This window comes from Acidaminococcus sp. BV3L6 (assembly GCF_000468835.1).
Taxonomy (GTDB): Bacteria; Bacillota; Negativicutes; order Acidaminococcales; family Acidaminococcaceae; genus Acidaminococcus; species Acidaminococcus intestini.
In genome coordinates, this window is sequence record NZ_AWUR01000053.1 from 15,987 (window position 1) to 29,941 (window position 13,955).

The following is a 13,955-nucleotide window of genomic DNA, read 5'->3' on the forward strand; positions in this document are numbered from 1 at the left end:
GGGTGAAGCGTCATGGATGAGGTCATAATCCGTGCCCAAGAACTGAATAAGACGTTTTCCCTTAAACGGGGAAAACGTGTGGAAGCCCTTAAGGATCTTGATCTTACTGTGAAAAAAGGGGAGCTGACAGCCATTATTGGTCCTGATGGAGCCGGGAAAACCACCTTTATGCGGCTTATAGCGGGATTGATGGATCCTACAAAAGGAAAGCTGTGCGTATTGGGGCTGGACAGCGTCAAAGAGGCGCAAACAATCCAGCGCCGCATTTCCTATATGCCGCAAAAATTTGGCCTTTATGAGGACCTGACCATACAGGAAAACATGGAACTTTATGCCGACCTTCATGGCGTGCCCAAAGAAAAAAGGCCGGAACGGTTTCATAAACTGCTGACCATGATGGGCTTGGAACGTTTTACCGATCGTCTTGCAGGCAATCTGTCAGGCGGAATGAAACAAAAACTTGGTCTGTCCTGCACCTTGGTTCGGTCGCCGGAACTTTTGCTCCTAGATGAACCTACGGTCGGTGTCGATCCCCTCAGCCGGCGGGAATTGTGGGAAATCCTTCAGGAATTTGTCCATGAAGAAAATTTATCCGTCCTTGTCAGTACCGCTTATATGAATGAAGCGGCACTGTGTCAAAAGGTCTATGTCCTTAACAAGGGACAGCTTCTTTTTAGCGGGACTCCAGACGGTCTTGCGGAGGTTGCTAGGGGCCGCTGCTATGCCCTTGAATCCCCTAAAAAGCAGCCGACCCGTCTCCTGCAGGCCCAGCTCATCGATGACCGGGACCATGTGGTCGATGCCGTGCCCCGCGGCGGGAAGGTTCATTTTATCCTCCAGGAAGGCGTGACTGGTGTTCCTTATCTCGAAAAACGCGGGATCAAGGCAGAGCCGGTTCCTTCCACGCTGGAAGATGGCTTCATGATCCTTTTGAAAAAAGCGGAAGAAGATTCTCTTCCCCTTTCCCAAGCTGGTGGATCCCTTGATCAGGAAGCGCTGTCCAGCCCTCGGAACGTGAATATCATTGTCAAGAATCTGGTCCGCAAATTTGGGGACTTTACAGCGGTTTCCAATACTTCCTTTGAAGTCCATGAAGGAGAAATCTTTGGACTTTTGGGGCCGAACGGGGCGGGTAAGACAACGACCTTCAAGATGCTTTGCGGGCTATTGCCAGCAACAAGCGGTTTTCTTTCTGTGGCGGGCGTCAATCTGCGGCAGGCCCGGACACAGGCAAGGGCCCATATTGGGTATGTCGCGCAGAAATTTTCGCTGTATCGCCATATGAGCGTCAAGGAAAACCTGCTCTTTTTTGGGGGCGTCTATGGACTTGGCCCTAAAAAATTGGCTCAGCGGATTGAGGCTGTTACCCATGAATTTTACTTGTCCGATTGTCTTGACCGTAAGGCTGGTGACCTCCCGGGCGGATATAAGCAGCGGCTTTCCATGGCTTGCGCACTCCTTCATGAACCCAAGATCCTTTTTCTCGATGAACCGACATCGGGAATCGACCCACTTACGCGGCGCAATTTTTGGCGGCAGATCACGGCCCTAGCGGCTCGAGGAACCACCATCATCATTACGACCCATTTCATGGAAGAGGCTGAATACTGTGACCGTTTCATGATTCAGGACAATGGCCATCTATTGGCCATTGGAAGTCCTGCGGAAATCCGGCAAACCCTCCATAAGGAGGGGGCGGATATGGATGAAATCTTTATGACGATTGTTGAACAGGCGCGAAGGAAAGGAGAGAACTCGTGATGAATGGATTCCTGCGGCGGATGGGTGCTTTGATCAAAAAAGAGTTTCTCCAGCTCTCCCGCGATTCCAGTTCCCTTTTGCTGGGGATTGTCCTTCCCATTGCGTTGATCCTGATTATCGGGTATGGCATTTCCCTTGATATCCGGGATATTTCCACGGCAGTTGTTTTGGAAGATCCTTCTCCTAAAGCCCAGGATGCGGTGAGTTTCCTGAATGGATCCCGCTATTTTTCTCCTACTTACGTCACCTCTTTCAAGGAAGCCGAAGCCCTCTTGCTCGATCGAAAGGCCAGTGTCATTATCGATATTCCGCCGGATTTCACATCCAGGCTTTCTCAGGGCCGGGCAAAAATCTTTGTCGCTCTCGATGGGGTGGAAACAGCCACGGCCATGACGACCCAGACCTATATTGAAAGCGGGATAGCTTCTTTTTTGAGGCGGCAGAAGGGAGTGGCAGGATCGGCACAGGTCGTCCTTGAACCCCGCATGTGGTTCAATGATGCCAATTCCAGTACCTGGTTTTTCCTGCCAGGGCTGATTATGCTGATAGTAACCCTTGTGGGCATCATGTTGACGGCTATCGTCATGGCTCGGGAGTGGGAACGGGGCACTTTTGAATCCCTTTTTGTTACGCCCGTCCGTCCTTTGGAACTGATTCTTGCCAAGATTATCCCTTATTTTTGTGTGGCTATGGTGGGGGTTTTTCTTTGTCTTTTTTTCTCGCGGTTCCTCTTTGAGGTGCCCCTTGTGGGCTCTCTTGCGATGGTGATCTTGATTTCCATGATTTATCTTATGGTTGCCCTTGGCATCGGGCTTGTCATCTCTGAAGTGACCAAGAATCAGTTCCTTGCCTGCCAGTCCTCCCTTTTGATCAGCTTCCTTCCCTGCTTTGTCCTTTCAGGGTTTATCTTTGATTTGCGGTCCACTCCGATAGGGGTCCAGCTTATCGGTGCCATCCTTCCCTTCAGTCACTATTTGACCTGCATCCGGGCCCTTTTTCTTTCCGGCACCCATTGGGGGATTCTCCTTAAGGAGGGCGGCCTGCTGCTCTTATATGGAATCTTCTTTATTGGCGCGGCCTTTGGGATGACCAGAAAGAAGGTGGAATGATGGAAGGCATACAGCTTTATTTGGAACAGCTGGCCGTCATCTGCCGCAAGGAAATCCTGGCCATCTGGCAGGATAAGGCGACACGCCTCATCATTGTCGTGCCCTGTATCATCCTGGGTTTCCTCTTTGGCTATGCAGCCAACTACAATTTGGAGAAAGCCCCTTATGCTGTGATCGACCTAAGTCACAGCAAGGAATCGGCTGAGCTGATTTCCCGTATTGATGGAACGGGATTTTTCCAGCGGGCTGTGACGCTTCAAAATGCCGAGGAAATCAGTGACTATATCAACCGGGGCGAGGTTGTCATGGCTGTTTCCATTCCTCCTGATTTTTCCAGGCGACTGAACCACGCTCAGGAAGCCCCCGTACAAGTTATTGCCGATGGACGCAACACGGTGATTGCTGGCCAGGTCATAGGCCATATGGGGCAGATCATCAGTCGGTACAATCAGGAAAGGAGCGGAAGCAAAAGCCCCGTGGCCTTGGAAATGCGGACTTGGTTCAATCCCAACCAGATTACACGGTGGTTCTTTCTGCCAGGCATCATTGGACTCTTGAGTTTTTCCCAGGTCTTTCTGCTCTCGGGCCTTTCCGTCGCCCGGGAACGGGAAGAAGGAACGTTCGAGCAGATCTTGGTGGCGCCCATTTCAGAGCCCATTATCCTCATCGGCAAAGCCGTTCCACCCATGATTGTCGGCATCATCCAGTGTACGATCCTGCTTTTTATCAGTCTTTTCTGGTTCAAGGTGCCTTTTGCAGGGTCCTTTCTTGATTTTTATGCCGCGGTTTTCTTCTATGTCCTCAGCTCTACCGGGATTGGGCTCTGCGTTTCCGCCATTTCAAAGAATATGCAGCAGGTACTCGTTTACGTCATTGTCATGATGGTCCCTATGGCCCTTCTCTCGGGAATCATTACGCCAATCCAGAATATGCCGGTCTTCCTACAGACCGTGACCTATATCGATCCCCTACGCTTTGGCCTGGAACTCATCCGGCGCATTTACCTGGAGGGGCTGCCCCTTACCAGTCTTTCCTGGAATTTATTGCCCCTGACCGTCGTCGCTATTGTGACCTTGATCCTTGCGGGCTATTTGTTCCGCCATCATACGTGAAAAAGGGTCTGTGCAGGAAGAACCAATCATTTCTTCACAGACCCTTTTACTGTAGGTGCGGGTGATGCTTTTTGAGCAAGGACCAGCAGCCAAGGCAAAGAACAATCTGGATGAGGGTTGAGCACGGTGTTGCCAGACCAATATGGAAAAGGGACACCGGTTGGAATTGGCTCAGGAGATAGGAAAGGGGAACGCGGACCCCAAAGGATCCCAATATCCCTTGAGCCATGACAAACGAGGTGAGACCCAGCCCATTGTAAAAGCCAATGAAACAGAAGAGAAAACTTGTAAGAAAAGCATCAAAAGCGTAGGCTTTTAGGTAGTCTGCCGCCGCTGCCATAACGGATGGGGAAGAGGTAAACAGGCCGGCCAGGATGTCGCCGTGAAAAAAGGTGAAAAAGCCCATGATAAGGCCGCAGCCGCAGGAAAGGCCCATGGCACACTGAAGGCCCTTGATGGCACGGTCCATGCGGCCAGCCCCCTTGTTTTGTGCCGTAAAGGCCGCCATGGATTGCATAAAGGCAGCAGAGACCAGCATGATGAAGCCGCAGATTTTTTCTGAGACCCCTACGCCGGCCGAAGCATTAACCCCGAGGCTGTTGGCAATGGCGAGGATGATGAGGAAGGACAGGCCGACAAAAAGATCCTGCACGGCAAGGGGGATTCCCAAGGAAAGGATCCGTTTGATTGTTTCCTTATGGAAGGTGACATGGGCCCGCGTCATTGCAAAGGGCAGGGGCCGGTTGGAGATGAGGTGATAGGAAACAAGGACGCTGATGGCTTGGGAGAGGACCGTTGCCAAGGCCGCGCCGGCGGCACCAAAAGAAAAGACGGCGACCATAAGGAGGTCAAGAACGATGTTTGACACGCAGGCAATGGCTACGGCAATAAAGGGGGTGCGGGAATCCCCCATACCGCGGAAGAGTCCGCCAATGAGGTTATAGAAGATCATGATGAGGGCGCCGCCGCCGCAGATGGATAGATAATGGACCGTCTTCAAAAAAGCGGCTTCCGGAGCATTCATGGCGCGGCTCAAGGGGGCCGCACCCAGGGTCAATAAGAGGCTGAAGGCAATGCCGATGAGGGCAAAAAGGATCAGGGAGGCTCCTGCAATTTTGCCGCCTTCTGAAGGCTTTTTTTGACCGATCTTCTGTCCCAAAAGGACTGTCGTTCCCGTGGCAAGGGAACTGATGAGGTTCGTCACAGTCTGCATAATCTGGGATCCTGTAGCCACAGCGGAAACGTCCGTGCTGGAAGCGAACTGACCGACGATAAGAAGATCGACGGTGCCGTACATGGCTTGGAGAAAAAGAGCAAACATGACAGGAAGGGCAAAGTGGATGAGGGCGCGGGGAACGCTGCCCGAGGTAAAATCGATTCGTGAAGACATGAAAAGGCTCCTTTCTGCAGAGAAAGCGGGAATAAAAAACGCCGGATAAGAAAACAGGCATTTCAGCCTGTCATCTTATCCGGCGTACTGTTTCTTTTGAACAGCGTACCCTCTGATGAGTGAATTTATTATACGGGAGACCATCCTGGTTGTCAAGGCGTTGTGCCTTTGAAATTAAAATTCTAATTAGGAATGTTAATCATCATTAACCATCATTTTACAGAATGAAAATGGGGCAGTACAATCGAGAGGAAGAAAATTACAGAATCTTGTGATAAGTCATCAAGGCTTCCAGAAAGGCCTGGACATGGGGTGCGGTTGATTCTCCATGAGAGATGAGGGCATAGGTGTGGCGCAGGAATGGAGTTCCATCTTGGAAGGTCATGGGTGCCAGGTTTCCTTGGAACTCCGTGAGACAAATCTTGGGCAGGATGGACCAGCCAAAACCTTCTTGGATGACATCGCGGCAGGCATCGATACTGCCAAGCCATAGAGCGGCGTCAGGAACGGTGAGTTTTTTTTCAAAGAACCAGCGGTCAATGCTGAACTTGGTGTCCATATCTGTTCGGTGTCCCACATAGGGTTCTTGGCAGAGGGTTTCTTCCGTGAGGGGGTGGCAGCTCACGAGGCAGAAGGGCTCTGAATCAAGGAGAATTTTCGTATCGAACCATTTGTAATCGCCGCGGACGATGGCAATATCTAGTTTGTGGTTCAATAGATCGCTGTAGAGTTTTTCACTGTGGGAATCTATGACGGTCAGATGGACGCGGGGATACGTCTGGGTAAAGCGGCGCAGGATGGTCGGAAAATGGCGGCTCATGTAGTTTAAGGAGACCCCAATGGTGATGGATCCTGTGAGCTCATCGGCCGCTGACGATACATCTTCTCGGAAGGTTTTTTCGAGAGCAAGGACCTGCTGGCACAAGGTGACAAACAGTTCTCCTTCCCGTGTAAAGCGGACCCCTTTGCGGGAACGGGTAAGCAGTTTGCAGTGGAATTCCTCTTCCCAGCCTTGGATCATCTTCGTCAGGGCCGATTGAGTTAGAAAGGCTTCTTTGGCTGTGTGGGTGATATTCCCGTTTTCGTGGAGGCGGAGAAAATAAGCGAGTTTTTTCGTATCCATTTTCAATTCCTTTCTGGAATGGAAATTTATTATATAAAGTCGTATAGAGAATATTGTATCACAAAGCAAGTACCAAGGAGGCAAAAATCATGGCGGTAAGAAAATTCCCCTGTGTCTATATGCGGGGCGGGACGAGCAAAGCGGTGTTCTTCCATAAAGAGGATCTTCCGGAAGAGCCCAAAGCCTGGGATGAAATTTTTTTGAAAGTCATGGGCACACCGGACGTCAAACAGATTGATGGTATGGGAGGCACTGTATCTTCGACGAGCAAGGTCGCCATTATTGCCAAATCGACAAGACTCGATGCTGACGTAGATTATACATTCTGTCAGGTTGATATTAAACAGCCAACGTTGGGCTGGAATGCCAACTGCGGCAATATATCCTCAGCGGTAGGGCCCTATGCGATAGATGAAGGGCTTGTGGAAGCGGTCGAACCGATTACGGTTGTCAAGGTCTACAACACGAACACGAAAAAAATCATCGAAGAACATGTCCGCGTCAAGGATGGTCACGCCGATGTCTATGGTGACGCTACCATCAAAGGGGTTCCGGGAACGGGATCCCCAATCGATATGTACTTCATGGATCCTGCCGGTGCGGCAACGGGAAAACTCCTGCCCACGGGCAGTAAGAGGGATACCCTTGATGTGCCGGACTATGGCCCTATCGAAGTAACCATCATGGATTGCTCCAACCCAGTTGTCTTCATCCGGGCCAAGGACCTCGGCATCAAAGGGACGGAACTTATGGAACTAAACGCCAATAAGTCCGTCATGGAACATATTGAACGCGTTCGCTGCCTTGCTGCCAAGGCTTGCGGTCTTGTAGACAACTGGGAAGACGCCCGCACAAAATGCACGTCAATCCCGAAGGTTTCCATCATATCCGAACCACAGGATTATGTGAACATGGATGGGGAGACGGTCAAGAAGGAATCTATGGACCTATGTGTCCGCGGCATTTCTGTCGGCGCTCTCCATAAGGCTTATCCCATGACAGTGACGGTCTGCACGGGGGCTGCGGCACTTATTCCGGGAACTCTTGTGAACGAAATTGTAAAGCCGAAGGAAGGCCAGCATCAGTTCATGCTGGGACACGCCAGCGGTGTTACGGATGTGGATATGGAAATGGACGGTGACCGCGTCGTCAAGGGTGGCGTTCTCCGGACAGCCCGCCGCATCATGGATGGTACGGTCTACATCCGGTAAGGATAGCTAAAAAAGATTCTTGAAAAAAGGAGAGGGAACATGATCAAGTTATACGGCGAACCGACCTATGTCATGAGAAATAAAGTAATCCGCAGCGGGAAGGAGAAGGTTGGCACGACCCCTGAAACCGCGCGGAAGGGAACCATGACCTACAAGGTCCTGAAGGCCCACTGTCAGACGAACGATAGGGAAAACCTCAGCATCAAGTTTGATTCCATGGGGGTCTATGACAACACCTATGTTGGCATCCTGCAGACGGCCATTGCCAGCGGGCTCAAGGAATTTCCTATGCCCTGCGTCTTCACGAACTGCCACAATTGTCTGAACGCTGTCGGCGGTACGATCAACGAAGACGTTCATAAATACGCCCTTTCGGCGTGCAAGAAATACGGAGGCATCTTTGTCCCGCCCCATGAAGCGGTCATCCATCAGTACATGCGGGAAATGATCGTGAGTGCCGGCGATATGTCCATCGTTTCCGACAGCCATACGCGGTATGGATCCCTGGGCTCTCTGTCCATTGGCGAAGGCGGGCCGGAACTTGCCAAAGCCATGCTGGGTAAGTCCTATGCCCTGAAGTACCCGAAAGTCGTTGCCGTATTCATGACAGGAATGCCGAAACCTTGGGTTGGTCCCATGGACGTTATCCTTTCCATCATCGGCGAAGTCTTCAAGAACGGTTTTGTCAAGAACTGCGTTCTCGAATTTGTTGGTCCTGGCGTTGAGAACCTGTCCATGGATTTTCGCAATGGCATCGATACGATGACGACGGAATCGACGTGTCTGTCCTCACTGTGGACGACGGACGCAAAGACGGAAGAATACTTTGCCATCCACGGCCGTCCTGAAGATTACAAGGAAATGAAACCGGACGATGCCGCACTTTATGACAAGGTCATTGAAGTCAACCTCGATACGATTGAACCGGTCATTGCCCTTCCGTTCCATCCGAGCAATGTCTACAGCCTGAAGGAAATCATTGCCGATCCGAAGGAAGCCCTTTCCATCATCGACAAAAATGCCAAGCGCACCTTTGAAAATAACCCTAACGTCCATTGGAACCTTGCCGGAAAGATCCATGACGACGGCAAGCTCTATGTTGACCAGGGCGTCATCGCAGGCTGCTGTTCTGGTTCTTTTGAAAACCTCTATGCCGTCGGCAAGATGGCTGAATATATGAATCACGGCGTCGGTAGCTTCAACTTCAACGTTTATCCTGCCAGTCAGCCGATCATGACAGCCCTCATGGAAGCCGGGACCATCAAGACCCTCATGGACTACGGGGTCCGCGTAAAGAGTGCTTTTTGCGGACCTTGCTTTGGCGCCGGCGATACACCTGCCAACAACGAATTCTCCATTCGCCACACAACGCGCAACTTCCCGAACCGCGAAGGCTCTAACCCAGCCATGAACCAGTTCTCCTGTGTTGCCCTCATGGATTCCCGCAGCATTGCTGCAACGAGCTTTAACGGCGGTAAACTGACGAGTGCGGAAGACGTATGGCAGGATATTACCTATCCAAAGTACCACTTCAACAGCCAGATCTATGAAAATACGGTCTATAACGGCTTCAAGAAAGCCGAAAAGGATGTGGAAATGGTCTATGGTCCGGATATCCGCGACTGGCCTGATATGACGGAACTGGCAGATGACCTTCTGCTTAAGGTGGCAAGCGTCATCCATGATGAAGTCACGACGACGGATGAACTCATTCCTTCCGGTGAAACGGCATCCTATCGTTCCAATCCGGAAAAAATTTCCGCATTCACCTTGATCCGTAAGGACCCGAAATACGTGGGCCGTGCCAAGACAGTCCGCGAATTTGAACGGGCTCGGCTTAAGGGTGATGAGAAAACGGCCATGGAATACTTCTCCATCTTGGAAAAGGCCGGTATTTTCGTGCCTAAGGACCGCCTCATGAACCATACGGGCATTGGCAGCGTTCTTTATGCAAAACGGCCTGGTGACGGCAGTGCCCGTGAATATGCAGCAAGCTGCCAAAAAGTCCTAGGCGGCTTTGCCAATATCTGTATCGAATACGCAACGAAACGGTATCGCTCCAACTGTGTTAACTGGGGCATCCTGCCTTTCACCTACGGAACCGATCCTATCGACCTTCAGCCCGGTGAATACATCTACCTGTCGAACATACGCAATTCTGTGGAAAAAGGTTTGACAGAAGTGGAGGCTACGGTCATTTCTGAAGATGGGAAGACGAGAGTGATGAAGCTGAACCTTCCTGATGTGACGGAAGCAGAAAAGCAAGTCCTTCTTGCCGGTAGTCTCATCAACTTCTACAAACTGGGGAAATAAACCCAGCTATCAGGAAGAAACCTTAAACGCGCTATCAAGAGGAAACGAGGACAGAACAGGCCAGATAAAGGTCCTGTTTCCTCTTTCTTCATGATTTGATGGAAAAGAGGAGAACTGATGCAAACCATTTCACTGCTGGTCCTGATTGTAGCCATCGCCATTGGCTTTTGGAAAAACATCAATGTAGGAATCGTATCCCTGGCCCTGGGCTTTATCTTGACGGCCGCAATGGGGATAAGCGTCAAAGTCCTTGTCGCTGGTTTTCCAACCAAGCTTTTTCTGACCCTTTTGGGAACGATGTACTTTTTTGCCCTCCTGCAGGATAACCAGACCTTGGAACTTCTTTCGAGAAAAATTATCAGTTTATTTAAAACGAGGCCCTTTCTCATGCCTGTCGTGATCTATGTGGTTTCCTACGTCATGAGTGCCGCCGGGCCGGGCGCCATTTCTGTCCAGTCCGTCATGGTCATCTTTGCTGTCAGCCTTGCAGTCCAGATGAAGGCGAACCCCATCCTTATGGCCGTCATGGCCATCTTGGGGGCTGTTGGTGGGACGGCATCCCCCATTGCCCTGACGGGAATCATCGTAAAAGACCTCACGGCTTCCCTCCATGTGCCGGGCATTGCGGTTCCTGTCTTTTACGGCGTTACGGCAGCAAACGTCTTTATTGCCGCTATCTTTTATGTGGTCTTGGGCGGTTATCGGATGACCCTTGACGCGAATCTTCAGAACGTGGGCGGTGAAGCCTTTACGCGGGAACAGAAGATCTGCCTTGCTGGCCTTGCTGCCCTTGTTGTCATGGTTGTCATCTTCCGTATGGATGTAGGGTTTGTCTCTTTCTTCCTTGCGTTTCTTCTCATGCTTGTCGGAGCGGCGGACAAAAAGCGTCCTGTAAAGCTTGTTCCTTGGAATGTCCTGATTCTTATCTGCGGCATCAGCGTTCTTATGAGCGTCATCAAAAAAGCAGGCGGGATCAAACTTTTGGCAGACCTCTTGGCCTCCCTTATGACGGAAGGCACGGCGGCCGGGCTCATTGCTGCTACGGCCGGTTTTATGAGCTGGTTCAGCTCGGCCAACGGCGTTGTCTTTCCAACCCTCATTCCGACCCTGCCTGAAATCATTGCCAAGGTAGGCGGCGAGCTACGCCTTGTCGATATGCTTGTTAGCGTGGTCGGGGCCGCAACGGTAGCCGGCATCAGCCCTCTTTCCACAGGCGGCAGCCTCATCATGGCGACGGTAGCCCAGAACGAAGTGGCTTCGTCGGAAGATTTGTCGAAGATGTTCCTGAAACTTTTCCTCCTGTCTTTTTGTGCTGTTATGCTTGTCGTGGTCTTTTCCCTTGTAGGTGGGACCAAACTGATTGTGTATTGATTTACTGCTGAAAAGGAGAATGCTCATGTTTGCTTACGTTGGATCGAGAACGACAAAGGAACGCAATGCCACGGGAAAAGGAATTTCCGTTTACGAAGTACATGGTCATGACTGGAAGCTCATCCAAGTCGTGGGGGATTTGGTGAACCCTTCTTTCCAATGCTTTGACGAAACCGGGAATTTCCTCTATTCCGTCCACGGTGACTTCAGCGAAATCAGTGCTTTCAAACGGGACCGGAAGACGGGGCGCCTGACCTATCTCCATACGGCAAGTACAGAAGGAAAGAACCCGGTCCACCTGTCCATGGACCGTTGCAACAAGTGGATCTATGTGGCAAACCTTGCAACGGGCACAGTTTCTGTCATTGAACGCCGGGAAGATGGAACGGTGGGCAGCTGTGTCAATCAATATGTCCTTCCTGGCAAAGAGAAAGACTATTTTTCTCATCCCCATCAGGTCCTTCAAGATCCGTCCCGGGAATATCTGCTTGTTTCATGCCAGGGTCGGGAACATGGCTTTGGACAGGTTGACGTTTTCAAGATCAACCACGACGGCACGCTGACCCCGACAGATCGGGTGCCCAGCCGCGAGATTGCGGAACCCCGCCATCTGACCTTTGCTGGTCCCAAGGGCTGTTGCTATGGTTCCAATGAAAAGGATTACACCGTCACGGCCTATCATTTTGACACAAAAAAAGGGACCTTATCCCCCTTCCAGATTGTGCCAACCCTGCCTGATACCTTCACTGATGATGGCTGGGCAAGCGGTATCGTGTCTGCTCCCGGCGGCCGTTTTGTCTATGTGTCGAATCGCAAGGCAGATTTGGTGAGCGTTTTTGCTGCAGACCCTGCAACGGGAAAACTTTCCCTGGTTCAGTGGATCCCTACAAAAGGCAAACAGCCCCGCTTCATCGGTATGGTACCTGATGGGTCTATGCTCGTTGCGGCCAATGAACTGGGCGCGTCTATCCGTATCTTTGATGTCGATCCCCAAACGGGCCGCCTCCATGATGGTGAACATGTCATTAAGACGCATAGTCCCGTTTGCGTGACTTTTGCCCTCTAACGCAGCCGGCCTTGGGAGAAAGGCCGTTGCTTATGCCCACTGAACTGGCTGCCCGCGCAGCTTTTGATGTAAAAAGGAGAATGAACATGTTATGTCCTGTACGCCTTGTGTCCTGTGACCTTCGTGATGGCCAGCAGGCCGCCATCGCGACCCGCATGACGACGGAGGAAATGCTTCCCGTTCTGAAGCCGCTTGATGAATTTGGCTTTGATGCCCTGGAAGTCTGGGGCGGTGCGACCTTTGACGCGTGCATCCGCTTTTTGGGAGAAGATCCCTGGGAGCGTCTGCGCATAATCAAGGCTCATGTGAAGAAGACGCCCCTGCGTATGCTTCTGCGGGGACAGAATCTTTTGGGCTATGCTCCTTACCCGGATGATGTGGTCGATCATTTTGTTGCCGCCGCAGCTCGTGACGGCATTGACATTTTCCTCATCTTTGACGGCCTCAACGATGTGCGCAATGTGCGCCGCGCTGCCGAAGCTGCCCTTAAAGCCGGGAAGAAGGTGGAAGCCAATCTTCAGTTTACGTCAAGTCCAGTCCACACGGTGGAATCTTTCATAAAGACGGCGCGGGACTATCTTGACATTGGTGCCACGGCCCTTCATCTCGAAGACATGGGCGGGATGAAGACGCCCCGGGAAGCGGTAGAGACCGTCAAGGCCTTGAAGGCAACCTTTGATGTGCCGGTCCACTATCATGCGCACTGTGTAGGCGGGATGACAGATATTACCTACTGGGAAGTTATCCGTGCCGGTGTCGATGTGGTAGATGTGGACACAGCTGCTTTTGCCTTGGGAACCGGGCATCCTTGCGCGGAAAGCTTGATTGCCGTCCTTGCCGGCACGGAACGCGATACAGGACTTGACTATACGAAGCTAGCGCCCATTACGGCTCACCTCCAAAAGGTGCGGCAGGCCCATCATGAATATGAATCAAAGCTGCGCGGGGTTGACATCAACGTAGTGCGTCATCAGATCCCTGGCGGGATGCGGAGCAACCTGGAATTCCAGCTTGCCCAGCTCAATGCGGAAACCCACCTGCCGGAGGTCCTTAAGGAAGTGGTCGCTGTTCGCCGTGATCTGGGCTATCCCCCGTTGGGGACACCTTTTTCTCAAATGTGCGGCGCCCAGGCTACGATGAATGTCATGAGCGGGGGCCGCTACAAGGTCCTTTTAAAGGAAGTGAAGGATTACGTCCTCGGGAAATATGGTAAAGCGCCTGGACCTGTTGCGGAAGTTCTTAAGAAGCTCGTCCTTCGTAAGGAGTTGGAACCGCTTTCCTGTCGCCCAGCTGACCTGATTGCACCGGGCTGGCAGGCGGGCGTTTCCGCAAGCCGAGACATTGCAAAAAGTGAGGAAGATATCCTTACGTATCTTCTTTTTCCGCAAGTGGGTGGGGAGTTCCTTAAAAGAAAATATGCATAATAAGCGGGACACTCAGGAAAGACCGTTTATGCGGCTAAGGGAGGCTGTCTTTTTCAGACAGCTTCCTTTTTGCGT

General features: G+C 51.6%; 10 protein-coding genes. 8 read left to right on the forward strand and 2 right to left on the reverse strand.

The features are described 5' to 3' along the window. Positions 1–12 precede the first annotated feature (12 nt). From HMPREF1246_RS09495 to HMPREF1246_RS09505, 3 genes are read left to right on the forward strand one after another with little or no spacing between them, the layout of a single operon-like run. Positions 13–1,761 carry an ATP-binding cassette domain-containing protein gene (locus HMPREF1246_RS09495; protein ID WP_021737372.1) on the forward strand — a complete coding sequence of 583 codons (1,749 nt, stop codon included), beginning with the start codon at positions 13–15 and terminating at the stop codon, positions 1,759–1,761. Then, positions 1,761–2,870 (forward strand): ABC transporter permease, encoded by a 1,110-nt coding sequence (locus tag HMPREF1246_RS09500; protein ID WP_014128042.1) that lies wholly within the window; start codon positions 1,761–1,763, stop codon positions 2,868–2,870. Before HMPREF1246_RS09495 ends, HMPREF1246_RS09500 begins: the two co-directional genes overlap by 1 nt. Then, complete coding sequence (locus HMPREF1246_RS09505; protein ID WP_021737363.1) at positions 2,867–3,982, forward strand: ABC transporter permease; 1,116 nt, start codon at positions 2,867–2,869, stop codon at positions 3,980–3,982. The genes HMPREF1246_RS09500 and HMPREF1246_RS09505 overlap by 4 nt, the downstream gene beginning before the upstream one ends. Positions 3,983–4,028: 46 nt before the next feature. Here the strand turns inward: HMPREF1246_RS09505 and HMPREF1246_RS09510 are convergent, their stop codons facing one another. After that, on the reverse strand, positions 4,029–5,372 hold the full coding sequence (locus HMPREF1246_RS09510) for an MATE family efflux transporter (RefSeq protein WP_009015108.1): 1,344 nt from the start codon (positions 5,370–5,372) through the stop codon (positions 4,029–4,031). Between the two features lie 259 nt (positions 5,373–5,631). Then, the gene (locus HMPREF1246_RS09515; protein WP_009015107.1) at positions 5,632–6,495 is read right to left on the reverse strand and encodes a LysR family transcriptional regulator; all 864 of its coding nucleotides are present in this window, start codon (positions 6,493–6,495) and stop codon (positions 5,632–5,634) included. Between the two features lie 89 nt (positions 6,496–6,584). On the opposite strand from HMPREF1246_RS09515, the gene HMPREF1246_RS09520 reads away from it, so the two are divergent. The 5 genes from HMPREF1246_RS09520 (at position 6,585) to HMPREF1246_RS09540 (ending at position 13,880) form a co-directional block, all read left to right on the forward strand. Beyond that, positions 6,585–7,706, forward strand: a complete 1,122-nt coding sequence (locus HMPREF1246_RS09520) for a 2-methylaconitate cis-trans isomerase PrpF family protein (protein ID WP_009015106.1) — start codon at positions 6,585–6,587, stop codon at positions 7,704–7,706. A 39-nt stretch (positions 7,707–7,745) separates the two neighbouring features. Beyond that, complete coding sequence (locus tag HMPREF1246_RS09525) at positions 7,746–10,019, forward strand: hydratase (protein WP_014128044.1); 2,274 nt, start codon at positions 7,746–7,748, stop codon at positions 10,017–10,019. 117 nt (positions 10,020–10,136) lie between these two features. Further along, the gene (locus HMPREF1246_RS09530) at positions 10,137–11,390 is read left to right on the forward strand and encodes an SLC13 family permease (RefSeq protein ID WP_014128045.1); all 1,254 of its coding nucleotides are present in this window, start codon (positions 10,137–10,139) and stop codon (positions 11,388–11,390) included. Between the two features lie 25 nt (positions 11,391–11,415). Further along, positions 11,416–12,456 (forward strand): lactonase family protein, encoded by a 1,041-nt coding sequence (locus HMPREF1246_RS09535; protein ID WP_021737373.1) that lies wholly within the window; start codon positions 11,416–11,418, stop codon positions 12,454–12,456. An 86-nt stretch (positions 12,457–12,542) separates the two neighbouring features. Next, a complete protein-coding gene (locus HMPREF1246_RS09540) occupies positions 12,543–13,880 on the forward strand; it encodes a pyruvate carboxylase subunit B (protein WP_016459844.1) in 1,338 nt (445 codons plus the stop codon). The last annotated feature ends 75 nt before the right edge of the window (positions 13,881–13,955 follow it).